This window comes from Streptomyces sp. CGMCC 4.7035 (genome assembly GCF_031583065.1).
Taxonomy (GTDB): domain Bacteria; phylum Actinomycetota; class Actinomycetes; order Streptomycetales; family Streptomycetaceae; genus Streptomyces; species Streptomyces yaanensis.
Genome location: NZ_CP134053.1, coordinates 4,024,055 through 4,048,121, shown reverse-complemented (window position 1 = coordinate 4,048,121; position 24,067 = coordinate 4,024,055). Strand labels below are relative to the sequence as shown.

Below are 24,067 nucleotides of genomic sequence, written 5' to 3'. Positions count from 1 at the left end.
GTGCTCGCTGCTGGAGGCGCTCAGAGAGGCTGGCTGCTGTCAGTTCCAGGGAGCTGCGGTGAGCCAACTGGTGTCCTGGGCCCACGACTTGGTGGAGTCCCAGGCGTTGGAGCCGCCGTTGCTGGCGATGTAGGCCGTGTAGTTGTAGTGGCGGATGTACTTCGTCGGGTAGTTGACGGACTGGAAGGAGGTGCCGACGCCGCTGTTGCCCGTGGTGGGGCAGAAGGTGGCGTCCTGCGCGAAGGCGCTGGAGCCGCTGTCGAAGTTCAGGTTGAGCTGGTAGTTGTAGTGGCGCAGGAACTGGCCGGGCTTGTTGGCGGACTCGAAGGACAGGCAGGAGGTGTTGGCCAGGCCGGCGCGGACGATCCAGGTGGCGTCGGCCTTGTCGGTGGCCGGGCTGGAGGAGTTGATGCTGGAGATGACGATCTTGGTGTCGGCGTCGTTGTGGCGCAGGTAGTGCGAGGTGCAGCAGGGCGAGGTGGTGGCCTTCAGGGAGATCCGGGAGCCGGGGGTCAGTGAGCCGGTGCTGGTCGAGCCGCCGTCGTAGCCGGCGGCGGTGATGTTGGCCTGTACGGCGTTCTCGGTGGCGTCCGAGGGGTAGCCCGAGGTCATGACGCCTTCGTAGAAGGTGCCCTGGGCCCACTTGCTGTTGTCACCGCCGATGCCGAGGATGATCGCGCCTTCCTTGTGCATCGGGTTGTAGCCGGAGACGGTGGGGCGTATTCCGTTGTAGAAGGTGGACAGGCCGCCCGACTGGGCGTCGCCGCCGCGGAGGGCCCACTGGTTCGCGCCGCCCTTGAGCATGGCGGTCAGGAACCGGTGGTCGACGCTCGGGTCGCCCGCGTTGAATCCGCGGTTGACCCCGGAGAACAGGCCGTTCTCCAGGTCGGCCATGACCCAGGGGCCGTTGTCGCTGCCCCAGCCCCAGCCCTTGTTGTTGCCGAAGTAGAGGGCCTCCATGTGGCCGTTGCCGGTGTCCAGGTTGTTGGTCTCGGCGTTGCCGTAGTCGAAGCAGCAGCCGCCGTTGAAGTGCTTGCCGTTGAAGATCGCGTACATGCCCTCGGGCTGGTCGCCGGTGGCGATGCCGTTGGTGTTGTTGTTGCGGTAGCCGGTGCCGGGGGCGATGTAGACGCCGTACGCCTTGTGTCCGCCGACGGTGACCGGCGCCTCGAAGGCGTTGGCGAGGTTGTCCGGCCCGCCGGCGGCTCCGCCCCCGGGTGCCTGGGTGAGGTTGTTGCCCTTGGGGGACTGGTCGTAGATGACGGTGATGACGCAGCTGGTGTTCGCGCAGAAGGAGTCCTGCTGCGCGGCGTCGGCGACACCGCCGGCGGTCAGCGGGCCGATGTCCTTGGTCGTGTTGTCGGAGGCGCGCCTGACCTGGTACAGCGGGCCGGTGTACGTCCCGTACAGGGCGCGGGTGGTGCTGTGCGCGGCGACGCAGGGGGTGCCGCCCGCGGCGTAGATGTCGCACGGCCCCTGGGTGGCGGCCTGCGAGGTGGTGGCCGTGGCGGTGAGCAGGCCGGCGGCGAGCGCGGCGGTGGCACCGGCCGCCAGCAGCGCGCGTCTGACGCTGCGTATCCACGGTGGCTTGATCATGAAGTACTCCTTCACAAGGTTGCGAGGTGAGGCTCGACGAACCCTCTCGGTGTCCGGGTTTTCGGACGGCATTCGACTCTGCGGACAGAGCGGGCCGCGGTGACGTCTCCTGATGCGGTGCAGCGTCGGCAGTTCTCGGCACCACCGGACCCGGGGCTGGTTGCTCGTCAGCCCCAGGGGGCGGCGGCGAGCCAGCTGGTGTCCTGGGCCCACGACGACGTGATGTCCCAGGTGTTGGTACCGCCGTTGCTTGCGATGTAACCGGTGAAGCGATAGTGGCGGATGTACTTGGCCGGGTAGTTGAAGGACTGCAGGGAGTAACCCGTGCCGCTGTTGCCCGTCTTGGGGCAGAAGGTGGCATCGGCGGCGAACTCGCTGGTGCCGTCGTTGGGCTGCAGGTGGAGCTGGAAGGCGTACTGCCTGAGGTACTTGCCGGATGCGTTGGCCGACTCGAAGGAGACGCAGGTGCTGTTGGCCAGGCCGGCGCGGACGATCCAGGTGGCGTCGCCCTTGTCGGTGGTCGGGCTGCTGGAGGTCACCGGCGCGATCACGACCTTGTCGTCGCTGGGGTCGTGCTGCAGGTAGTCGCCGGTGCAGCAGGAGGTGGTTGCCTGCAACGAGACCTTCGCGCCCGGGGTGACGGGGGTGGTGGTGCTGGTGCTGTATCCGGCTGCGGCGATGTTGGCCTGGACCGCGGCGTCGGTGGCATCGGAGGGGTAGCCCTTGACCATGGCGCCCTCGTAAAAGGTGCCCGCGCTCGCGTTGCGGTTGGTCTGGCAGCAGTCGCCACCGCTGCCGAGGGTGATGGCCCCCTGCTTGTGCATCGGGTTCCATCCGCCGGGCAGTGCGCCGCTGTAGAGCTGGGTCAGGCTCGCAGCCTTGGCGGCCTGGATGGTCTTCAACGCTGTGGCGGGGCTGGTTCCTGAATTGCTGTCACTGCCGTTGACGGGGTCGACGTAGAAGTTCGTCGTGGCCGCGTAGTCGGGTTGGGCGGGCAGTACGGCCGCGAAGACGACAGCCGCCGCTGTGAGTTCCTTGACCGTCCCTGCGCCGATGCGTAAGGGTCTCATCCGTGGCGTCCCTCCTCCAACCACCCCTGGCTTCCTATGAGTTGCATTTATCGATGCAGGGTGCCGACCCAGTCAAGGTGATAGGCATATCTATTTTTCCCTGGCGCAACAGAGACGACATGTGGAGCGCATCGGGGGCGGCGTTGCGCGTACCACCCCTGCGAAGAATCACACCAGGTGAAAGCGCTGTTGGTCATGGCGATCGACCGACTGCGCCCAGCCCAGCCAATGATCGCCCTCCCAAAATGAGTCGTACTCATTTAGTGGGCCCTGTCACCGTCGACCTCTCACGTCATGGGACGGTGAACGCCCTTGCGGGGGCTGCAGCTCGGGTTGGCCGCGTGGGGCGAGGCTTCGCGCCCTGAACCTCTACTGAAACATGGCATGTTTCAGCAGATTGAATAGCCGTTAAAGCTAACAAAACGGCCTCTTCTGCTCGTCGCCTGTCTACTTTCATCCACTTACCTGTTGACACGGAGCAGTTACGTCATCGAACTTCATGCGTAACATCCGGCACTCGGAGCCCAGAGGCAGAGTCGCGGCCTGAAGCCCTTGGGGTCGCAGGCCCCGATGTATCAGGGCCGCCCAACACCCGGGAGTACACCCATGTCATCAGGAAGGCTGTCCCGTCGTACCCTGCTGGGCTCCGCGGGCGCCGCTGTGGCCGCGAGCGCGTTGTCCGTGGTTCCCGGCTTCTCCCGCCTGCTCCCTCAGGCGGCCGCTGCGGACCTGCAGACCAATCTCAGCAACCTGGTGAACATGCGGTTCGGCATGTTCAACCACTTCAACATGGGGACGTTCACCAACCAGGAGTGGGCCGCCCCGAACCAGAACCCGGCTCTGTTTGCGCCCACGGCAGTCGACTGCGCCCAGTGGGCGGCGGCCGCGGCGGCGGCGAAGATGAGCTACGGCGTCCTGACCACCAAGCACCACGACGGGTTCTGCCTGTGGCCCAGCGCCTACAACACCTACAACGTCGCCAACAGCTCCTACAAGCACGACATCGTCGCGCAGTACGTGACCGCCTTCCGGGCCCAGGGCCTGAAGGTCGGCCTGTACTTCTCCATCTGGGACCGCACCTACAACGTGCAGGCCTACGACACCCGCCACAAAGTCGCCTCCGACCAGGCCATCCAGCCCGGTGACATCACCTACATCCTCAACCAGATCACCGAACTGCTCACCAACTACGGCACCATCGACATGTTCGTCACCGACGGCTACGCCTGGCAGATGGGCCAGCAGGCCGTCCCCTACCAGCGCATCAGGGAACGGGTGAAGTCCCTGCAGCCCGACATCGTGATGATCGACCACGGCGGGCTGTCGGTGCCCTTCCTCGGCGACGCGATCTACTTCGAGGAGCCCCTCGGCATCACCTCACCGGCAGGCAACACCTACGCCTCGCTGCAGGGCCAGACGATCAGCAACGGGTGGTTCTGGCATCCGACGACGCCCACGTCCGATCCGATGAGCAAGGCGGCGATCCTGTCGCACCTGGCGGATCTGGAGCCCAAGTACACCTCGTTCATCCTCAACTGCCCGCCCAACCGCAACGGTGTGCTGGACACCAACATCGTCAACCGGCTCTCCGAGGTCGGCGCCGCCTGGAGCGGCCCCAACACCTCCCGGCCGCCCCTGCCCACCCAGATGCTCCGCGCCGAACACCCGGTCACCCCCGTGGCCGCCTACGCCACCGATTACCACACCGGCGAAGGCCCCATGAACGCCATCGACGGCCTCAGCGACAAGAACTTCGAGACCTGCTGGTCCACCTGGAGCCTCACGCTGCCCCAGAGCATCACCATCGACCTCGGCGGCGTGTGGAGCAACATCTCCACCCTGGAGTACCTGCCCAAGCAGTGGAACCGCAACAACACCACCGACGGTGACATCACCGCCTGCACCATCTCGACCAGCACCGACGGCACCACCTTCACCCAGGTCGCCACCGCCCGCTGGGCCGGTGACCGCACCACCAAAGTCGTCGAATGGCCCGCCCGCAACGCCGCCTTCGTCCGCATCCAGGTCACCGCCGGCACCGGCGGCTACGCCAACATCGGCAACCTGCGCATCGGCGGCCGCACCGCGACACCCGCCCTGGTCTCCGCCCTCTTCCCCGGCGACGGCACCGTGTACCGCCTCGTCGCCCGCCACAGCGGCAAGGTCGCCGACGTCTCTGGCGCCAAGACCGCGAACAACACCGCCATTCTGCAGTGGCCCTGGCAGAACCACGCCAACCAGAAGTGGACCATCATCCCGGCCGACAGCGGCTACTACAAGATCCGTAACGCCAACAGCGGCACGCTCATGGAAATCGGCGGACTCTCCCGCGTGAACGGCGGAACCGCCGACATCTGGAGCGACGCCGGCGCGCCCCAGCAGCAGTGGGCCATCACCCCCACTGGCGACGGCTACTACCTCCTCACCAACCGGCTCAGCGGCCTCTCCCTCAACGTCGACAGCGGCTCCACCGCCGACGGAGCCGCCATCAACCAGTGGACCTACACCGCCATCCCCCAGCAGCAGTGGCAGATCACCCCCTCCTGACAGAGGATCGCAAGAAACGTGCATCCGGCGCGCACAGGCGCCGGATGCACGCACTTCTCGGGCGACCGCTGCGCGAGCGGCACTAGAGGCTCACGCAGGTGCGGGCCGACGGCGGGCTACGTCGGGCAGCTGGTCGACTTCACCCACCGCGTCCTTGGGATGGCGTTGACGGTGGTCAAACGCACCGACGACGTCTGGGGGTTCATCGTGCTGCCCAAGAGGCGGCTGGTGGAGCGCAGCCTGGTGGCACTCATGGAGCAGCTCGGCGTCGCCCTGGCCGCCCCGGGCAGGGCGACTGCGGCGACGGCCAGGCCTGCCTGGATGTGACCGGAGCCTCCACCGCCAGCGGTGCCCTGCTGAAACCCATCTGCCCCGCTGTCAGCATTCTCTGCATCTCGGGGGAAGCTCAGGCCGACGTTTGGATTCCTCGGCACAGCAGGCACCCTGCTCTGTCTCGACTGCCGGAGTGTGGGCCGTGCCACTGGAGCGCCGGGCCGGTGACTACGGCGATGGGCGGTCCCGGTGCGAGAGGGCAGTCCCCGCAGGGTGACATGCTGTCTTGGGACTGCCCTCTTCCGATCGGACATCTGCCTGCGCGGCAGGGGTGGCGGGTTACGGGAGCGCGGTCCACTTCTGGTTGTTCTGGCCGCTGCAGGTCCACAGGATGGCTGAGGTCCCGTTCGCGGTTCCTGCCTGCTGGGCGTCCAGGCACAGCCCGGCGTGGACGTTGCGGATCGACCCGTCGGCTTGCGTGGTCCACTTCTGGTTGTCCTGGCCGTTGCAGGGCCAGATGATGACCGGCGTGCCGTTGGTGGTGCCCTGGTTGGAGGCGTCCAGGCACTTGTCGCCGTAGACGCGGATCTCGCCTCCGGCCCACGTGGTCCACAGCTGGTTGGCGGCGGTGTGGCAGTCCCAGATCAGCGTCGTGGTCCCGGCCGTGGTGGAGGCGTGATCCACGTCCAGGCAGCGGCCGGACCCGGTACCGCGCAGGCGTGCGGTGGTGGAAGCCAGCGGGCTGCCGCCGGTCATCTTGAACACGGCGACACCGTGCGCCGGGACGCTCGCCGAGATCTGGCCGGAGGTGCTCGACGTGCCGCCGGTCCACAGGTCGGTGAGGGTGAACGGCCCTCCGGTGAGGCCGACCTGTGCGGCTGTGGCGGTGACGGTCGCGGTGCCGCTTCCGCGGTTGAACAGGCCCACGGCGACCGAGCCGTCGGACAGGGGCTTGGCGAACACCTCGGTGTCACCGTCGTCGCGCACCCGGCGCCCGCCCGCGCCGAGCGAGTCCTGGTTGACCGCCAACAGGCGAGGGTTGCGCAGGATCGCGCTCACGTCGCTGGACATGGTCCGGATGTCGTTGCCTGCGATGAGGGGGGCCGAGAGCAGCGACCACAGGGCGAAGTGGGAGCGGGACTCGTTCAGCGACAGACCGGGACGGCCGACTACGAGCATGTCGGGGTCGTTCCAGTGACCCGGACCCGACTGAGCGGCCAGCGGCGCGTCGATGTCGAGGACGTTGCCCACGCCCATCGGGTAGCTGTTGGTGTTGCCGTTCTGCCAGATGTCGAGCAGGTCCTCGGTCGTCCGCCACAGGTCGGCGACCTCGCCCCAGTTGTAGGTGGCGCCGGTGATGGCGTGGAAGCTGTTGGGGTTGATGCTGTAGACGATCGGCCGCCCGGTGGCGCGCAGGGCGTCGCGCATGAGGGTGAACTGCGCGACCTGCTGATCGAGGGTGCCGCTGGAGGAACACCAGTCGTACTTGAGGTAGTCCACGCCCCATGAGGCGAACGTGACGGCGTCCTGGGCCTCGTGGCCCTTGCTGCCGGTGGAGCCGGGGTAGGTGCCCACGCCCTGCGCGCACGTACGCTCGTTGGGCGCCTCGTAGATGCCGAACTTCAGCCCCTTGCTGTGGATGTAGTCCCCGAGCGCCTTCATCCCACTGGGGAACTTGGCCGAGTTGGCCCGCAGGTTGCCCGCGCTGTCACGCTGCGGATCGAACCAGCAGTCGTCGACGACGACGTACTGGTAGCCCGCGTCCTTCATGCCCGAGGACACCATCGCGTCGGCGGCCTGGCGGACCTGCGTCTCGTCGACACCGCATCCGAAGCTGTTCCAGCTGTTCCAGCCCAGCGGCGGGGTGAGCGCGGGGCTGCCCGGTGCGGCCTCGGCGGTCGTGCCGGCGGAGGCGGTGACGCAGGCGGAGAGCGTCAGCGCGGTGGCTGTGAGGAGACGCAGCAGTCGTCTGTGCATGGGAACCATGCGGGATTCCTTCCTGGGAGACAGAGCGGAAGCCGCTTGTGACCGTGCCTGTCAGGCACGGTCACAAGCTTCTGGTCAGGTGCGCGCGGGTCAGCGCTGCAGGGTGAGCAGGCCCGGCCGGTACGGCAGCCTCTCGTAGGGGGTGGTGCTCGGTGTGTTGGGGTCCAGGCCCTGGTAGAGGAACTGCAGGTTGCAGGGGTCGATGGTCATGGTCTGGTCGGGGTTGTTGCGGACCAGGTCACCGTGGCTGATGCTGTTGGTCCAGGTGGCGCCGCTGTTGGCCTTGCCCGCGAAGGGGTTGCTCTCGCTGGCGGCCTGTGCGGTCCACGGACCGTTCAGGCTGGAGGCCGTGAACGAACGGAAGAAGCGGTCCTCATTCGCACCGCGAGCCTCGACGATCATGAGGTACTGGTTCTGCCCCTGGACCTTGTAGACCTGCGGCGCCTCGAACAGGTTCTTCACCGTGTCGGTCATGACCGTGGTGTACGAGGAGCCGAAGCTGCCCGGGAAGTTCCCGATCGAGATGGTCGACTTGAAGATGCTGCCGTTGTCATTGGCGAAGAACAGGTACATGTTCTGGTCGTCGGCGATCAGGGTCGGGTCGATCGGGCCGCCGCTGGGGAGGCTGCCGGTGAACAGCGCCTGCGGCGCGGACCAGCCGTTGGGGTTGGTGGGGTCGCTGGACGTGCGGTAGGTGAAGGGCCAGGCGGTACCCCACCCCAGAGAGGCCATCACCCAGATGTTCTTGGGCGCGAAGTAGAACACCTGGGGCGCCACCGCGGACGAGTTCATCGCGGTCTGGGTGGCCGTGGACATGTCCGACCAGTTCGTGAACGGGCTGAAGCCCATCGAGTGCCAGTTGCCGTCGGAGTACGTCGCGTAGACCAGGTGCTTGCCGTTGTACGTCGTGGTGGTGAAGTCCTTCAGCGAGAGCCACCCGTTGGCCGGCTGCGCCAGCGGACCGGTCGAGGTCCACCGGTACGTCGACGGAAGAGCACACGAGTTGGTCGTCCCCGACAGGCCGGTCCACTTCTGGTTGTTGGCGCCGGTGCAGTTCCAGAGCTGCACCGCCGTGCCGTTGGCCGTTCCGGCGCCCGACACGTCCAGGCACAGCCCGGACTCCACGCCGACGACCGTGCCGTCGGCGTTCACCCGCCACTGCTGGTTCGCACCGCCGTTGCAGGACCAGATCTCCACCTTGGTCCCGGCCGTGGTGGCGTGGCCCGGAACATCGAGGCATTTGTTGCCGTACACGGTCAGCTGGTTGGTGTCCGTCAGCGTCCATTGCTGGTTGGTCCCGCCCGTGCAGTCCCAGATCTGCAGCAAGGTGCCGTCGGTCTGGCTGGCGCCCGGCACATCGAGACACCGGCCGGAACCGACACCGCGCAGGGCGCCGCTGGTGGCCGCCTGAGCCGGACTGGCGACGAGCAGCGCCGCCAAAGAGACCAGGGCCGCAACCGCGGCGGCGAGCACCGCAGACGGACGTCTGCGGCTGAAACCTTTTCTGTGCATTGGGGCCTCGCAATCCTTGGGTAAGCAGTTCCGGTTGCCCCCGTCGGAGGCTGCCCGGACTGTCGATACGGTGTGGCCCGACCCCGACATGTTCGTCATGTCGAACGAGATTCGAAGTGTCGAGCAAAGCGGAATGACGGAGAAGGATTAGAAGCTCTGCTTCCGCAACAGCCCCTAGTTCCCCAAGATGCGCCACCGGTTGTCGGCGGTGCCGTCGTCCGCGTCCTGGACCGCGAACGCACCGACAGCGGTGGAGCTGTTCGCGATGGCGAGCAACTTGCCGCTGTTCTCGTTGCGGATCTTGTAGGTCCCGTCTCCCTGGTCGAGCAGCGTCCATCGATGGTCGGCGGTACCGTTGTCGGACCACTGGAGGACAGTCGCGCCGTCGGCCTTGGACATGTTCAGGACGCCGAGCACCTTGCCGCTGTTGACGTTGCGGAAGCGCACCGCGCTTCCGTCGGTGATCATGTACCAGTCGTGGTCGGCGGTGCCGTTGTCCGACCACTGGAGAGCGCGGCCACCGTCGGCCGTGGACATGTTCTGGATGCCCAGCAGGAGACCGCTGGCCGCGTTGGCGAGACGGAAGGTGCCGCCGGCGTTCCAGTAGACGGTGTAGTTGAAGCCGTGCGCGTCGTAGAACGGGCCCAGGTTGACGGTGGATCCGTTGGCGGTGGCGGTGAAGGCGAGTGAACTGCTGCCGGTCCGTGTGATGGACGAGGTGTTCAGCGTCGGCAGGGAGCTGAGCGTGGAGTCACCGTAGTTGCCCGACAGGACCACCGGGCCGTAGGTGATCGCGGCGACGTTCGCGTTGTCGTTGGCCGCTCGCATGACGATCCGCATGGGCAGGCGGACGGTGACCGTGTCGCCGGAGGTCCACGAGCGGCTCAGGGTGGCGTAACTGCCGGGCGTGGTGGCGATGTTCTGCGCGACGCCGTTGACGCTGATGGTGGCCCCGGTGGTCCATCTCGGGATACGGATGCGCATCGCCCAGGTTCCGCCGACGCTGCCGGTGACCTGCAAGGTCGTCGTGTCGCTGACCGGGTACGACGTGGTCTGGGTGACCGTGATGCCGCGCTCCGACCAGGTGAGCACCGAGGGCACGAACATGTTCACGATCAGCGTGTTGTCACTGTGGAAGTAGATGGAGTCCATGAGCCTGGTGTGCATCTCCAGGCCCGTGCCCTGGCAGCACCAGAAGGTGCCGTAGTCGGTGCTCCAGGTGCCGCCGCCCCACGCTGGGCCCACACCGCGCCGGCCTCCCGGGTTGAGCGGGGTGAAGTAGGTGACGTGGCCGTGGTCGTCGGCCGGGTTCTGCTGGCCGATCATCTGGTTCAGCCACGCCCGCTCGTAGTAGTCGAACAGTGCGACCCGGTCCGGGTCCACCGTGAACAGTTCCCGGGTGAGGGTGAGCATGTTGATGGTGTTGCAGCTTTCGCACGTGTCCTTGTTCAGATAGCCGGAGATGGCGTTCGGCGCGCGGAAGTGCTCCGCCTGACTGTTCCCTCCGATGGCATAGGTGTGCGCATTGACGCAGAAGTTCCAGGCATTGGAGGCGATGTCCCGGTAGCGGGTCGTGCCGGTGGCCTTGTACTCCCGGGCGGCCCCGATCCACTTGGGTACCTGGGTGTTGGCGTGCAGTCCGCTGAGCTGGTCCTGGTTGGACGCCAGGGGGTCGAACACCGCGGCGTGGTCGAAGCGCTGAGCGACGGTGAGCCACCGCGCGTCGCCTGTCTGCTGGTAGAGATCGGTCAGCACGGTGTTCATGCCACCGAACTCCGTTCCCAGCATGGCCTGCATCTGCTGGCTGCTCAGCCGGCCGGTGCGCCAGTCGACCCATCCCGCCAGGGCGAGCAGCACGTCCCGGGCTTGTGTGCTGCCGATGTGGCGCCACACGTCCAGCAGGCCGGCGAGGGTCTTGTGGATGGTGTAGTAGGGCACGTTGCCGTTGGTCAGGGTCCTCTGCTCGAGAGCGGTGAAGTCGGACTCGGGGTAGCCGGAGAGGTACCCGGCGTTGAAACCGGCTGCGCTGTTGTTGGCCTGGCATTTGGCCAACTCCGCGACCATGGTGGTTGCCTTGTCCCGGCAGGTGGTGTCCCCGGTCACCGCGTACAACTGTGCCCAGGCCGTGAGGAAGTGCCCTTGCACGTGGGTGCGGAAGGGAAACGTCGGCGCGTCCCAGCCGCCGTTGGCAGCCGCACCGTTGGTGGACAGCCGGTGGTTGGCGCGGAAGTTGTACAGCAGCCGGTCGACATCGACGAACCGCAGGTAGTTCTGCGTACGGTTCTGATTGTCCAGCCACCGGCTCGCGGTGAGCCGGACCTGGCCGAGTTCGAAGGGGTGCGCGGAGACTCCGACGTCGGCCCTTGTGGGAGGGATGGCCGCCTGGGCGGGGGATGCGCCGATGAAGGATCCGGTGGCAGAGGCGGCGGCGGTAGCCCCGGCTACTTGCAGGAGGCGCCGTCTACTGACAGAGGAAGACATCTCGAACCTTTCGGTGACGGGAGAGCGATTGCAGGAGTCTCGGAGCCATCGGCCCTCTCCACAGATACATAGGATGAATTAACGGATGTGAACGTTGCCTTTGTCCAGCCTTGCGACACAAAATTCCTTGCCCCATCGCAGGTGAACGTTCGACCGGCACGCCGGCAGTCAAGTCAGACATTGGATGTGCCGAGAAAGAGCGTGAGGAGTGCGAGTGCGGGACTGGTGACTCAGGCCCAGCTGTACGCACGGCCGACACCGGCCGGGCCCCTCCGATCGCTGGGGCCAGGTCTGAAAGATCCTGGCTGGGAACTCCAACAGGCCATGCACACACGCGACATCGCACGACATTCCACCTCTCCACCGCGGGGCGTCCCCTCGGCAGCCTCACCGCGCAGCTCTGCTGCTGGGCTCACGGCCGGCTCATCCCCACGGCACGGAACACCCACGACGTGACCCTGCCCGATGTGAAGACACCACCAACGGGTCCTTCCTCGTGGCCTTGGATGATCGGAGTCCGCCACTTCTGGTCGGCAGCGGCCGGAGCGGCTCCCCCGGCCCCCGCCCCTCCCGCTCAGACCGCAGTGAAGGTCCACTGCACGTTGGAGCTGCTGTTCCCGGACCACTGCCTGGTCACGGAGCCCGAGGGCACGTTGCCGCCGCCGTCGAGGACGAGGCCGGTGGCGCGGTTGACGATCCAGTACCTGCCACCACCCTGGTACCTGAGCTGCCACTGCTGGCTGGTGCCACCGTTCCAGACGGCCGCCAGGGCGGCGGAGCCGTTCGTGGTGGCGCCCCCGCCGTCGGCGACCATGCCGCCTGCGCGGTTGACCAGCTTGTAGTAGCCGTTGCCGAGCTCGACGGCCTGCCACTGCAGGTTGGTGCTGCCGTTCCAGGTCCACTGCTTGAGGTTGGAGCCGCTGGGGACGTTCCCTCCGCTGTCCAGCACCAGCCCGTCTGTGACGTTGGTGATCCTGAACCACGACGAGGGGTTGAGCTGCACCTTCATCGACACGGCGGCGTCGTTGTTGCCGGTGCCTCGTAGGTCGGCGTTGTCGGCGGTGAAGGTCCAGGCGGTGCCGGTGAAGTTGTCGCCGGAGTAGCCGATGGCCTGGTAGCCGGGGGCCAGCTTCAGCGAGGAAAGGCTGCGGCTGGGCAGGCCTGCGAGCGTCAACTGGTCGGCGGTGTAGGAGCCGATGGAGAGCACGGCGTGGCCACCGGAGTAGTTGACGTCCTGATAGGCCACGGCCCCGGACAGCGGCTTCAGGGTCGGTATCTGGCCGGAGAAGGTCAGCTTCACGACATAGGCGAGGGCGGAGAACGGCGCCGACGACGACGGCAGGGTCACGTGCAGCCCGGTCGAGTCCTGCGTTGGCGTGGGCAGGTTCGTGTACGTGCCGGCGGTGGAGTTCAGCAGCTGCGCCGAGGTCAGGGAGCTGACGTTGATCCGGGCCGAGTTGAGCGTCGATATCGTCAGAGTGCTTCCCGGCCAGCCGAGGACCGTGGCGTACAGGACGGTGTTGTTCTTGTTCCGGGTGAAGCGGATGTCCTGCGCGGTGCCGACTTGCGGGGCGGTGAAGGCTCCGCCGCCCATGTGCGTGGGACCTTCGCCGTACGCGGTCCAGGCCCGGGTCGAGTAGACCGACTCGCCGAAGCGGCCCAGGTAGTCGCCGATGCCGAGGAGGATGTCCTTCTGGGCCTGGGGAATCGTGCCGTCCGCCATCGGGGCGATGTTGAGCAGCATGTTGCCGTTCTTGCTGACCCTGTCGATCAGTGAGTGCAGCATCTGCTTGGTGCTGTAGTAGCCGATGCCGTTCGTGTAGCACCAGCTGGAGCTTGAGATGCTGTCGTCGGTGAGCCAGTAGGGGGCGGTGATGTCGGCGGGGCCGCCGCGCTCGTAGTCGAAGACCTCGCCGTGGCCGTTGAAGCCGTCCTTGTAGGTGGCGACGACTTCGCGGCCCCAGGTGTTCGCCTGGTTGTAGTAGTACGACAGGAAGTTCAGCTGCTGCGTCTGGTTGATCTTGTTTAGGTCGAAGTCCTGCCAGATGATGTCCGGCTGGGCGAGGTCAATGACCTCCTTGAGCTTGTCGTACCACAGCTGGTTCTCGGCCGTGGCGCCCAACTGCCCGTACAGCTTCTGGAGGCTCGGGTCGGACTGCGCGGGCACGTGGTCGTAGAAGCCGTTGAAGTTGAACGCGTGGTGCATGGCCACCAGGAGCTTCAGCCCCTTGGCGCGGATGGAGTCGGTGAACAGCTGGAGAAGGTTGAGCCGGGGGCCTTTGGCGACCGAGTTCCACTCGTTGACCGAGCTGTTCCACATGGAGAATCCGTCGTGGTGCTCGGCGACCGGTCCGGCGAACCGGGCGCCGGCGTCGGCGAAGAGCTGCGCCCACTCGTCCGGGTCGAAGTTCCCGCCCGCCGACTTCAGCTTCGGGGCGAACTTGTTGAAGGAGCCGTTCAGGTCGTTCGCGCCGTTGATGAAGTTGTGGTAAGGCCACACCGACGGGTCGCCGTACGTGGCGATGTGGTGGCTGTTGGCCTTGCTCCCACTGATGTACATGTTGCGCGGGTACCACTCGCTGTCATAGGCGGGCACGCTGAACACGCCCCAGTGGTAGTAGATGCCGAATTTGGCGTCCTTGAACCACTCGGGAGCCGGGTTGTGCTGGTCGACCGAGGCCCACGTCGCGGTGTACGTGGTCGCGGCCCGGGCGGTGCCGGCTGCGAGCACGTTGCCTGCGACTGCTGCCGCCGCGACACCCGTGGCACTCGCCAAAAACTGGCGTCTGTTGATCATGGTGGTACCTCCGTCAGAGCTGTGATGGGAGACCAGGGCCCGGTGACCAGGGGGCGCACTTCCGGTGGCGGTGAGTGCGACGTACGCGACGCACCCCGGACCGGACGCGGTCGGCGGGCGGCTGACGCGGCGCCACGGCTTGCGGGCGACGATGTCTGCAGCGGGAGCCGGGTGGATGGAGCGCGTCACCCGCTGCGAACGGCGACAGAGTCTGCGGACTCCAGGGGGCCTGCGGTGGAGCAGTTTCCCGACGGCATGTCCTCACTCCGTTCCCGTACGGCAGCACCGCCGCGTGCCCCTTTCGGCTCCCGGATCCTCTCGGAGACCCTTTAGCTGCGTGTGCCTGATGTCACGCATGAAACTGCGGCACTCGCCATGCCCGTGTCAACGGGCGTGCAGGGATGAAAAGCACCTTCCAGCCGAGCTTTTCCCCCTTTGTGTCTACAAATCTGCCGGTTGCTCAACGCATAAACATGGCATGTCTACGCGCCAGGCGCCGCCCCGGACCGGCTACCGTGCCGGGCGGCACCGGTCCTCCGATCGGGCCAGGCGTGGTAGCACCCAGCCGGGTGCCGCAGGATCATGCGGATCGAGCGAGGAGGCGTCAGCCGCAGGGCCGCACTGCGCAGGGTGACGGCCACCGGGTGGGAAAGCTGCTGGCCCAGCCTCCCGGGCGGCCCGGGCGACTGCCGGGCATGCGGACGGTGCTCGGCGTCGTAACGGGCGAGCTCGGCTTCGACGGTGTGCTCGGCGGCGAGGGCCGCGGCCAGGGTGACCGCGACCTCCAAAGCCTGGCAGGCGCCCTGTCCGAGGTTGCGCGTCATCACGTGTGCCGCGTCGCCCAGCAGTGCGACCCGGCCGACCGTGTACGAAGGCAGCGGGATGGGGAGTTCGTTGACGTCGTGGTGGAGAACGGCGCCGGGCCGGGTCGCATCAAGCAACGCGGGGATCGGGTCGCGCCACGCGCGGAACCGCCGGCGAAGACGACAACCTGCCGGCCACCGTTCTCGTAGGTGGACCACACCCGGACGGTGAGGGTTCGCTCGCCCGTGTGGCCCCTGTTTGTGCCGAGACAGCTCAGGCCGCAGGACTGACCCTCGCCCAACTGCAGCCCCGGGCGAGTTCACCCTCGCCTCCGATCCTGCACCCGTCGTCCACACCGTGGAGAACCCCAGCATCCTGGCTCTGTCCTTCCATCGCTTCGGCCCGGGCTGTCCGCCGCTCGTGTGCACATCCGGCCGGCCCAACAGCGGGCCGACCACCTCCCCTTCTCGCAGACCACGGCGCCGTGGCGCCGCCCTCCGCGGTCGCCCGCGCACCACACGACCTAAGGGGTCCTTGCACTATGAGCGTCCGATGTGGTCCCGTGGTCTGGGGCCGTGCATCGCAAGGCGCGGAGAGCCCTCGATGGGGGTGCCCCCGCTCCGGCGAAATCAGCAGCCGTGCGAGCAGGTCAGCAAGTACTGCCGTCGAGACGCTCTCGGCCTTGACCTTCGCGCGGTTGATGGACAGTCGCCCGTTCTTCGCCGAGACGGACCCGTACTGCTGTCGTAAACGGGCCACGACGTCGCCCGCCGCGGTGGACGAGGACATCGAGCTGGGTGCCGTAGGGCGTAAAGGGGGCGGGCACTCCCCTGCGACCAGCCCCGATCCGGCGAAATCCCAGGTTACGGCCGCTCATCCATGGCTCAGGACGACTGCCTGGCCGCCCGCGGGGGCCATCGCGACGCGCAGGGTGGTCGACGAGGTCACGGTCCGTGTGCTCACTGCGACGGGGGTCTGGTAAGGGCTGCTGCCCGGCGTTCCGTCGGCGTAGATCGTGGCGGTGTAGGTGCCGCTGCCGAGGAAGGACAGCGGGATCGAAAGGGTCCGGGCGGTCTCGTTGGTCATCGCCCCCAGGTACCAGGTGGTGCCGCTGCGCCGGGCGACGGCGATGTACTCGCCGATCGAACCGGCAAGGGTCCGGCTCTGGTCCCAGACGGTGGGGATGGCGTCGAACCAGGGCAGACCGGGCCAGTTGGAAGGGGTGGAGTACTGCGAGGGGGTGCTGTACCAGTACAGGAAGTTCAGGGGCTGGTAGTACACGGCGGCCATCGCCATCTGGTGGGCGTTGGTCGTCCGGTCGCGGGACTGGCCGTAGCAGATGGTGTAGTCCATCGGCCCGCCGATGTTGCGGGCGAAGGGCAGGGTGACGTTGTGGGTGGCGGTCGGGAAGTGCTCGTTGCCCCGCACGCCCTCCATGCTGATCCAGTTGGGGTAGGTCCGCTCGTAGCCGAACGGCCGCACGTCGTCGTGCATGTCGATCAGTAGCTTGTGCGTCGCCGCCGTCCTGGCCCAGGCGATGATCTGGTTCGTCATCGCCTGGGTGCCGTCGTTGATGAAGCCCAGCTTGACGCCCGCCACACCCCAGCTCCGGTACAGGGCGAACAGGCTGTCCGGGCTGCTTATGGCCATGGGGTTGACGTAGAGGATGACGCCGATACCCTTGCCGGCGGCGTAGGAGATGACCTTGGGCATGTCGATGGCGGGGATCGGCTGCGTGGCGTCGGTCGAGGTGTGCTCGGGGCCGTACCACCCCGAGTCGTACTCGATGTACTGCAGGCCGCGGGCGACGGCGAAGTCGACGCCCGCCAGCCCGTCCCTGGTGGTCAGATTGCACCGGAAGACTTTGCCCGGCTTGATCCACGACGTGTCGGCGAGGGCTGCGGGCGGGGCCAGGTTGAGTACCAGCTCCGCGTTGTCGACCAGTTCGGCGTGGGTGGAGCCGATCACCACGGCGCGCCAGGACGTGGCGAACGGTGTGGTGACGGTGGAGGTCGTCTGGACCGGTCCGGAGCCGCGGGCCGTGTGACGCATCAGGTACGCCGCGAGGGTGTTGGGCTGTCCGGAGACCGAACTGAGCATCGTCCGAGGGTAGTTGGCGCGGGCCGACTCGCAGACACAGGCGATGAGCCCGCTGCTGTAGGTCGCGGTGAGGGGGAGGTCGGTCAGGGGACCGGTGTCCGTGGAGGAGGTTCCGGTGGACGGGATGGAGCCGGGCGCGACCGGGTTGTAGTCGTCCTCGTCCCGCGCGCTGTAGACGAGTGTGCCGTCCGGGAAGACGAACGTCGTCAGTTCGCCGGCGATGGTGGCGGTGCCCGAGTCCAGCAGGACGTAACGGAACGCTATGCCGGTCGCATAGGCCCGGATCTGGACACCGAAGTTGATGGAGGTGCGGTTGTCCCGGAGGTTCCAGCGCATCTCCTGGTAGGCGTCGGAGACGGTCGCGTTGCGCCCGTACAACGGGTTCCAGGTGGTGTCGACGTGCCAGTGCTGATAGTTCGTCAGAACGGCGTCGGTGCCGAAGGTGGTTCCGTCGCTCAGCCGCAGCCCCATGGCCGAACTGGCCACGACTGTCGCGCCGTTACGCCGGGCCGACCACTGGAGCGAGCCGCCCGTCAGCGACATGGTGATGCTGGTGGCGCCGTCGAGCGACGTCGCGGTGACCGAGGCGTCTGCGGCCTCGGCCGGATACGTGCTGCCGATACCCAGCGCGGCCGTTGCGGCGGTGACAGCCGCGCCCTTGAGCACCCCGCGGCGGGAAGGTTCCTGACGCCCTGGCATGTTCACAGTCGGTCCACCTCGCTTGGATATGATTTCCAACAAACTCAACCAGCAAGTAACAGATTCTGACCGTCGCGAAGTTTTTACGCCTCCCCCGACCCAAAGGTCAACCCCTCGCACCCGCCCCCACATGTCCGAAATCCCGGACAGTCCGGGCGACTTGCGACCCCTGCGAGTCCCGCTAAGCACTCCCGGAGCCGGTCACGAATTAAACAAACTCGAACGCGATCCTTGACGCCACGAACGTGCCACGACTCTCATTGGTCCCCGCGACATCAACGGATCGTCAAACCTCGACCGAGAGGGACGCACATGTTCAAGGGAGTTTCCCGGCCGCCCGCCGGCCGATGGTGGCGCGGAGCCGCAGCGTTCCTGACCCTCCTGGGAGGCCTTGCGGCGCTGCTGCTTCCGGCGACCGAGGCGCACGCGGCCACGGTGTCGTTCACCACGGGTGCCGCACGCACCGACCAGAACGGCAACACCCTGCAGCTGCACGGCCTCGGCATCATCAAGGTGGGAGACACCTGGTACGGCTTCGGCGAGGACAAGACCGGCGAGACCTCGTCGGACACGTCCTTCCAGGACATCGCCTGCTACTCCTCCACCGATCTCGCCGACTGGGCCTACCAGGGCCAGGCCCTGGGACGGCAGAGCAGCGGCGACCTCGGCCCCAGCCGCGTCGTGGAGCGACCCAAGGTCATCTATAACAAGTCGACCAGCACATACGTGATGTACATGCACATCGACAGCAAGAACTACTCCGAGGCCAAGGTCGGCGTGGCGACCAGCAGCACCCCGTGCGGCCCCTACACCTACCGGGGAAGCTTCCGGCCGCTGGGCCAACTCAGCCGGGACCTCGGCCTGTTCCAGGACACCGACGGCACCGGCTACCTGCTGAGCGAGGACCGCAACAACGGCCTGCGCATCGACAGACTGTCCGCCGACTACCTGTCCGTGGACAGCGCGGTGGCGGTGCTCGGCAGCAGCGGCAGCAGCGGCAGCGTCGAGGCCCCCGCCATGATCAAGAAGGACGGGACCTACTACGTCTTCGGCTCCCGCCTGACGGGCTGGAGCCTCAACGACAACATCTACGCCACCGCCACGTCACTGGGCGGCCCCTGGTCGTCCTTCCGGAACTTGGCCGCGCCCGGCACCCACACCTACGGCAGCCAGACGGCGAACGTCATCACCGTCCAGGGCTCCTCCGGCACCACCTACATCTACGCCGGCGACCGCTGGAACACCTCCGACCTCGGCGCGTCGAAACTGATCTGGCTGCCCCTGACCATCAGGGGCACCACGGTGAACCTCGGCCAGTACCCCACCTGGTCACTCGACACCTCAGCGGGAACCTGGACGGCCGACAGCGGGACCCCCGCTGAGGGCGTCCACACCCTGAAGAACGTCAACAGCTCTCTGCTGATGGACGTGTCGAGCGGCTCCGTGGCGAACGGCGCCAAGATCATCCAGTGGCCGTCCAACGGCGGTACCAACCAGCAGTGGACGCTCACGCGGGTGGCGGACAACATCTACACGCTCAAGAGCGTGAAGAGCGGCCTGTGCCTGGACGTACCGAGCCATTCGACCGACACCGGCGTCCAGTTGGAGCAGTGGACGTGTAACGGCGGGACCAACCAGCAGTGGTTCCTCGACCTGGTCGGCAGCTACACCGGCAGCACCTACATGCTCGCCGGCGTGGGCAGCGACCTGGAAATCAGTGTCGCGAACGCCTCGACCACCAGCGGGGCGGCCGTGGAGCAAGAAACGGGCACAGGCGCGACAAGCCAGCGGTGGAGTCTTTCCTGACGGGTGCGCCGGGACCGCTGACACGGATCAACGAACATGTCGGCCACGTGTTCCTGACCCGCAACGCTTCCACGCGGCCGAGGAGTTCTTCACCCGTCACACGGCGGGATCGTCACCGTCGAGCAGCACCTGCGCCACTCCGCCGCCCACCGTTGGCGTCGGTGCCCGGATGGACGGCCGCGGCACTGGTGGCCGCCCACAGGAGGCAACGCGGCTTCCGTGGTGGAAAAGTGTCCCTGATCCTCGGCGGCAAGCTTTCCAGCGCCTGGGCGACCGGAGTGACCGTCCTCCACCTGGCGGTCCTGCTGACCTGTGTTCGAGGCCTCGTACGTCGTGGGCGTCCTGGCCGGGGCTTCATCGCCCCCCGGCGACCGCCGCGCTGTCCCGCAGGAACCCCGCGAAGGCCTCGGCGGCCGGCGTCAGTGCGTGGTCGCTCATGCGTACCAGGAGGATGCGGCGCACCGGGGCCGGGGGCAGGAGCGGCAGGACGCTGACGCCTCCTCGGATGCCTTCCAGGGCGAGGGTGGGTGCGAGGGCGACGCCGATGCCGGCGGCGACCATGGCCTGGGCCTCCTGGTAGTCGTGGGCCTCGTAGGCGATCTGTGGCTCGAAGCCGACCGCGCGGCAGCTTCGGGCGAGGGCCTCGGCCACCGGGTGGTGGTCGGCACGGGTGATCCACGCGTCGTCGGCGAAGTCGGCGAGGGCGGCCGAAGACCGGCCGGCGAGAGGGTGGTCCTTGCCGACCAGGAGTGCCGGAGGGTCGTCGACGAGCGAGGTGACGACGATGTCCTCGCGGTCGATGCGGTTCCAGTCGTAGTCCCACATCAGGGACATCTCGATCTCGCGGTTCTCCAGCATTGCCCACAGCCCCGCGATACGGGCGCTGCGCACCGTCAGCCGTACGTCGGGGTGTGTCTGGCGGAAGGCGATCACGGCCCGCGGGAGGAGGGAAGCGCCGACGGTGGGGAAGGTTCCGACGCGGAGCGTGCCCGCTCGCAGTCCCGCGAAGTCGGCGAGTTCGTTCTCCGCTGCCGTCAGTTCGCGCTCGATCCGCTCTCCCCGCTCGGCCAGCGCGCGCCCCGCGTCGGTGAGTGTGACGCCCCGCGCATGACGCTCGAGGAGTGGTTGCCCGGCCTCCGCCTCCAGGCGGCTGACCTGCTGCGACACCGCTGACGGCGTGTAGTTGAGGGCTCGTGCGGTCGCCGTGACCGAACCTCGCCGGGCGACCTCGGTGAACAGCAGGATGCGCCGGACATCGAGCATCTCGCCACCTCCAGCGTTTACTTCAACTTAATACCCATGCAGATTTCCGAGATTGTACTTCACGCTCTCCGCACCCACTGTGGATCGCACCAGGCACGGAAGTGCCGTCGGGGTTTCCACGAGGAGTCTGTTGTGTTGCGTCTGCAGGGCGAGATGATCCGCGGAGGTACCAGCAAGTGCTGGATCTTCGACCACCACGAGGTGGTGGCGACCGGTGTGGACGCCGACACCCTGCTGCTCGCCGCCTACAACGCCGCCGACCCCCGCCAGATCGACGGCGTCGGCGGTGCCTCCTCCACCACCTCCAAGGCGGCGATCGTCCAGGCCTCGACGAAGCCCGACGTCGACGTCGAGTACGCCTTCGCACAGGTCGGCATCGGCGACGAGCGCGTGGAATGGGCCAGCAACTGCGGCAACTGCGCCACCGCCGTCGCCCTGTACGCCGTCCACAACGGCCTGGTGCCGCTCACGTCGGACTCCACGACGGTGCGGATGCTCAACGTCAACACCGGCGCCCGGCTCAGCGGCACCATCCCCACCCCCGGGCGGGCCGCCCCCGACGCGGGGACGGCCCGGGTGCCGGGCACCGCCGCGCTCGGTGTGCCGGTGCTCCTCGGCTTCGAGGATCCTGCGGGTACGTCGACCGGCAGGGTCCTGCCGACCGGCCACGCCCTGGACACCCTGACCGGGAGCATCGGCACCGTCGAGGTGTCCCTGGTCGACGCCGGCGCCCCGGCGGCGTTGTTCGAGGCCAAGGCGTTCGGACTCGACGGCACCGAGTCCCTCGCCGCCTTTGCCTCAACGGTGCCCGCCCTCACCGTGCTGCGCCGGCAGGCCGCCCTGGCCATGGGACTGGCCGAGGAGACCGACCCCGTCAGCCACGCCGTCCCGAAGGTCGGAGTGGTCGCCCGTCCTGTCGCCTACCGCACGACCGACGGCACACTCGTCCCACAGGACGAGTACGACCTGGCCGTCCGCATGGTCTCCATGCACGCCCCCCACCCGGCGATCGGTCTCACCTCGGCCGTCGCCGTGGCCACCGCAGCCGCCATCCCCGGCACCCTCGCCCACCGCGTCGCCCGGCAGACCGCCGATGGGACCTTGCGCCTGGGCACCCCGGCCGGTGTCATCACCGCCCGAGCCGTACCCGCAGCGGAGGGCGCCTCCCCCACGGTGCTGCTGCACCGCGCCGCCCGCCGCATCGCCCGAGCCGAACTCCTCGTTCCCGTCCTGGAAGGACGCCCCGCATGAGCCGCAACGACGCTGCCCCGGGTACCGTCAACGCCCCACCCAGCCGCCTGCGCCGGCTGCTGTCCCCGCTCTACGTCCAGTGCCTGATCGGCGTCCTGGCCGGGGCAGCCGTCGGCTGGCTGTGGCCTTCCTTCGGAGCCGATCTCAAACCCCTGGGCGACGGGTTCATCGCGCTGGTCCGCATGATGATCGCACCCGTCATCTTCTGTACCGTCGTCCACGGCATCGCCTCCATGGGCAACGCGCGCGCCGTCGGCCGGGTCAGTCTCAAGGCGCTGATCTACTTCGAGGTCCTGACGACCGTCGCCATGGTGATCGGTCTGGTCGTCGTGAACGTCGTCCAGCCCGGCAGCGGGCTGCACGTCGACCCCTCGACCCTGTCGACCAAGGGGCTGCCGCCGGAGGCGACCGCGAGCCACGACAGCGTCGCCGCTTTCGTCCTCTCCACGATCCCCGACACCCTGCTCAGCGCGCTGACCGGCCACGAGATCCTGCCCGTGCTGCTGGTCTCGGTGCTGTTCGGCTTCGGCCTGAACGCCGCCGGCGAGGCGGGTGCGGGGATCACCCAAGGCATCGAGAAGCTCTCCAAGGTCCTGTTCACGCTCATCCGCTGGATCATGCGGCTGGCCCCGATCGGCGCCTTCGGCTCCATGGCCTTCACCATCGGCAACTACGGCCTGGACACCCTGCGCCACCTCTTCCTGCTGGTCGGCTCCTTCTGGCTCACCGCCCTGTTCTTCGTCCTGGTTGTGCTCGGCGCCGTCATGCGCTTCAACGGACTGCGGCTGCTGCCCTTCCTGCGCTACATCAAGGAGGAGCTGCTGATCGTCCTGGGCACATCGTCCTCCGAGCCGGTGCTGCCGCGTCTGATGGCCAAGCTCCAGCACGCGGGCGCCTCGAAGCCGGTCGTCGGGATCACGCTGCCCGCCGGGTACTCCTTCAACCTCGACGGCACCGCCATCTACCTGACCATGGGCTCGGTCTTCCTCGCCCAGGCCCTCGGCATCGACCTCAGCCTCACCCAGCAGCTGTCCATGCTCGCCATCATGCTGCTCACCTCCAAGGGCGCGGCCGGTGTCACCGGCTCCGGGTTCATCGCCCTGGCGGCCACCCTCAGCGCCGTCCCGCACGTCCCCGTCGCCGCCCTCGCACTGATCTTCGGCATCGACCGGTTCATGTCCGAGGCCCGAGCCCTGACCAGCGTGGTCGGCAACAGCGTCGCCACTCTCGCGGTGGCCAAGTGGGAGGGACAGCTCGACGAGGAGCGCGCCAAGGCCGTCCTCAGCGGCGACCTCCCGTTCACCGCCGGGCCCCAGGGCGACCACACCCCCGAGCGGCAGGCAGAACCGACACCCGACGCGAAACCCGAGGGGGCCGAGGAAACCGACCCGAAGACGGCGACCGGGACGGACCGTGAGCCGGTGCCCGTCGCCGGCTGACACACCCCCTGACGGTCGGTCCGGAGCCTGGGCTCCGGACCGACCCCTTTTCAGGTTTCCTCGAAGCCCCGTCGCCCGGACGCCGGCGACAGCGTCACCATGGCGGCCGAGGACATCGGCACCATCAATAACCCGCCATCGAGGGCGTCACTCCGGTGCATCTGCCACCTGCTCGCCGCAGGTGGGCGTCGTTGCCTTCGTGATGCTGTGCATCGGAAGGAGAATCGCCGCGGGCCGGTCGGTCGTGTCTCTCGTCGTGGTGTGAGCGATCAACTGGCGTGCTTGTTCGGGGTGTTGGGTAGTGCGGGGCGCTTTCGGGGAGTTCGCGGTAGAGGTCGTCCATGTTGCCTTCGGGGAGGTAGCGGCGGGGGAAGGCGATCCATTCTCATGCTCTGCCTTCCTTCTTCGACGAGCTGCGCTCGGCCGGATGCCTCGTACGGGAC

Annotated in this window: 15 protein-coding genes; 6 read left to right on the top strand and 9 right to left on the bottom strand. The window is 67.5% G+C overall.

Going from position 1 to position 24,067, the window contains the following annotated elements; genetic code table 11:
• Positions 1-39: 39 nt before the first annotated feature.
• A complete protein-coding gene (locus Q2K21_RS17380) occupies positions 40-1,596 on the bottom strand; it encodes an alpha-L-arabinofuranosidase B (protein WP_310771741.1) in 1,557 nt (518 codons plus the stop codon).
• Between the two features lie 167 nt (positions 1,597-1,763).
• Positions 1,764-2,666: an AbfB domain-containing protein gene (locus Q2K21_RS17375; RefSeq protein ID WP_386275609.1), complete on the bottom strand. Its 903-nt coding sequence runs from the start codon at positions 2,664-2,666 to the stop codon at positions 1,764-1,766.
• A 606-nt stretch (positions 2,667-3,272) separates the two neighbouring features.
• On the opposite strand from Q2K21_RS17375, the gene Q2K21_RS17370 reads away from it, so the two are divergent.
• On the top strand, positions 3,273-5,213 hold the full coding sequence (locus Q2K21_RS17370) for an RICIN domain-containing protein (protein ID WP_310771739.1): 1,941 nt from the start codon (positions 3,273-3,275) through the stop codon (positions 5,211-5,213).
• A 159-nt stretch (positions 5,214-5,372) separates the two neighbouring features.
• Positions 5,373-5,540, top strand: a complete 168-nt coding sequence (locus tag Q2K21_RS17365) for a hypothetical protein (protein WP_310771737.1) — start codon at positions 5,373-5,375, stop codon at positions 5,538-5,540.
• 285 nt (positions 5,541-5,825) lie between these two features.
• Here Q2K21_RS17365 and Q2K21_RS17360 read toward each other — a convergent pair whose 3' ends face one another.
• The 5 genes from Q2K21_RS17360 to Q2K21_RS17340 all read right to left on the bottom strand — a co-directional run bounded on the left by Q2K21_RS17360 (position 5,826) and on the right by Q2K21_RS17340 (position 15,203).
• On the bottom strand, positions 5,826-7,472 hold the full coding sequence (locus Q2K21_RS17360; protein ID WP_310771735.1) for a glycoside hydrolase family 27 protein: 1,647 nt from the start codon (positions 7,470-7,472) through the stop codon (positions 5,826-5,828).
• Positions 7,473-7,562: 90 nt separating this feature from the next.
• Positions 7,563-8,984, bottom strand: coding sequence for a non-reducing end alpha-L-arabinofuranosidase family hydrolase (locus Q2K21_RS17355; RefSeq protein ID WP_310771733.1), 1,422 nt, complete (start codon positions 8,982-8,984; stop codon positions 7,563-7,565).
• A gap of 174 nt (positions 8,985-9,158) precedes the next feature.
• A complete protein-coding gene (locus Q2K21_RS17350) occupies positions 9,159-11,465 on the bottom strand; it encodes a beta-L-arabinofuranosidase domain-containing protein (RefSeq protein WP_310771730.1) in 2,307 nt (768 codons plus the stop codon).
• A gap of 574 nt (positions 11,466-12,039) precedes the next feature.
• Entirely contained in the window at positions 12,040-14,262 is a 2,223-nt protein-coding gene (locus tag Q2K21_RS17345) for an alpha-L-fucosidase (RefSeq protein ID WP_310771728.1), read from the bottom strand.
• A gap of 482 nt (positions 14,263-14,744) precedes the next feature.
• Positions 14,745-15,203, bottom strand: coding sequence for an FAD-dependent monooxygenase (locus Q2K21_RS17340; protein ID WP_386275605.1), 459 nt, complete (start codon positions 15,201-15,203; stop codon positions 14,745-14,747).
• Positions 15,204-15,423: 220 nt separating this feature from the next.
• Here Q2K21_RS17340 and Q2K21_RS17335 point away from each other — a divergent pair, with 220 nt between their 5' ends.
• Positions 15,424-15,816 (top strand): DUF2399 domain-containing protein, encoded by a 393-nt coding sequence (locus Q2K21_RS17335; protein ID WP_310771724.1) that lies wholly within the window; start codon positions 15,424-15,426, stop codon positions 15,814-15,816.
• A gap of 123 nt (positions 15,817-15,939) precedes the next feature.
• On the opposite strand, the gene Q2K21_RS17330 is transcribed toward Q2K21_RS17335, so the two are convergent.
• Positions 15,940-17,865, bottom strand: coding sequence for a glycoside hydrolase family 97 protein (locus Q2K21_RS17330; protein WP_310771722.1), 1,926 nt, complete (start codon positions 17,863-17,865; stop codon positions 15,940-15,942).
• Between the two features lie 312 nt (positions 17,866-18,177).
• On the opposite strand from Q2K21_RS17330, the gene Q2K21_RS17325 reads away from it, so the two are divergent.
• Positions 18,178-19,671 carry an RICIN domain-containing protein gene (locus Q2K21_RS17325; RefSeq protein ID WP_310771720.1) on the top strand — a complete coding sequence of 498 codons (1,494 nt, stop codon included), beginning with the start codon at positions 18,178-18,180 and terminating at the stop codon, positions 19,669-19,671.
• Between the two features lie 354 nt (positions 19,672-20,025).
• Here Q2K21_RS17325 and Q2K21_RS17320 read toward each other — a convergent pair whose 3' ends face one another.
• Positions 20,026-20,934 carry a LysR family transcriptional regulator gene (locus Q2K21_RS17320; RefSeq protein ID WP_310771718.1) on the bottom strand — a complete coding sequence of 303 codons (909 nt, stop codon included), beginning with the start codon at positions 20,932-20,934 and terminating at the stop codon, positions 20,026-20,028.
• Between the two features lie 132 nt (positions 20,935-21,066).
• Here Q2K21_RS17320 and Q2K21_RS17315 point away from each other — a divergent pair, with 132 nt between their 5' ends.
• Both Q2K21_RS17315 and dctA read left to right on the top strand, forming a co-directional pair.
• The gene (locus Q2K21_RS17315; protein WP_310771716.1) at positions 21,067-22,185 is read left to right on the top strand and encodes a PrpF domain-containing protein; all 1,119 of its coding nucleotides are present in this window, start codon (positions 21,067-21,069) and stop codon (positions 22,183-22,185) included.
• Positions 22,182-23,624, top strand: a complete 1,443-nt coding sequence (gene dctA / locus Q2K21_RS17310) for a C4-dicarboxylate transporter DctA (protein WP_310771714.1) — start codon at positions 22,182-22,184, stop codon at positions 23,622-23,624. The genes Q2K21_RS17315 and dctA overlap by 4 nt, the downstream gene beginning before the upstream one ends.
• Positions 23,625-24,067 lie beyond the last annotated feature (443 nt).

What these genes read in the sequence shown, in the direction of transcription:
- Q2K21_RS17380 (WP_310771741.1), bottom strand. Translation starts at nt 1,596, where the DNA reads ATGATCAAGCCACCGTGGATACGCAGCGTCAGACGCGCGCTGCTGGCG.
- Q2K21_RS17375 (WP_386275609.1), bottom strand. Translation starts at nt 2,666, where the DNA reads ATGAGACCCTTACGCATCGGCGCAGGGACGGTCAAGGAACTCACAGCG.
- Q2K21_RS17370 (WP_310771739.1), top strand. Translation starts at nt 3,273, where the DNA reads ATGTCATCAGGAAGGCTGTCCCGTCGTACCCTGCTGGGCTCCGCGGGC.
- Q2K21_RS17365 (WP_310771737.1), top strand. Translation starts at nt 5,373, where the DNA reads ATGGCGTTGACGGTGGTCAAACGCACCGACGACGTCTGGGGGTTCATC.
- Q2K21_RS17360 (WP_310771735.1), bottom strand. Translation starts at nt 7,472, where the DNA reads ATGGTTCCCATGCACAGACGACTGCTGCGTCTCCTCACAGCCACCGCG.
- Q2K21_RS17355 (WP_310771733.1), bottom strand. Translation starts at nt 8,984, where the DNA reads ATGCACAGAAAAGGTTTCAGCCGCAGACGTCCGTCTGCGGTGCTCGCC.
- Q2K21_RS17350 (WP_310771730.1), bottom strand. Translation starts at nt 11,465, where the DNA reads ATGTCTTCCTCTGTCAGTAGACGGCGCCTCCTGCAAGTAGCCGGGGCT.
- Q2K21_RS17345 (WP_310771728.1), bottom strand. Translation starts at nt 14,262, where the DNA reads ATGATCAACAGACGCCAGTTTTTGGCGAGTGCCACGGGTGTCGCGGCG.
- Q2K21_RS17330 (WP_310771722.1), bottom strand. Translation starts at nt 17,865, where the DNA reads ATGCCAGGGCGTCAGGAACCTTCCCGCCGCGGGGTGCTCAAGGGCGCG.
- Q2K21_RS17325 (WP_310771720.1), top strand. Translation starts at nt 18,178, where the DNA reads ATGTTCAAGGGAGTTTCCCGGCCGCCCGCCGGCCGATGGTGGCGCGGA.
- Q2K21_RS17320 (WP_310771718.1), bottom strand. Translation starts at nt 20,934, where the DNA reads ATGCTCGATGTCCGGCGCATCCTGCTGTTCACCGAGGTCGCCCGGCGA.
- dctA (WP_310771714.1), top strand. Translation starts at nt 22,182, where the DNA reads ATGAGCCGCAACGACGCTGCCCCGGGTACCGTCAACGCCCCACCCAGC.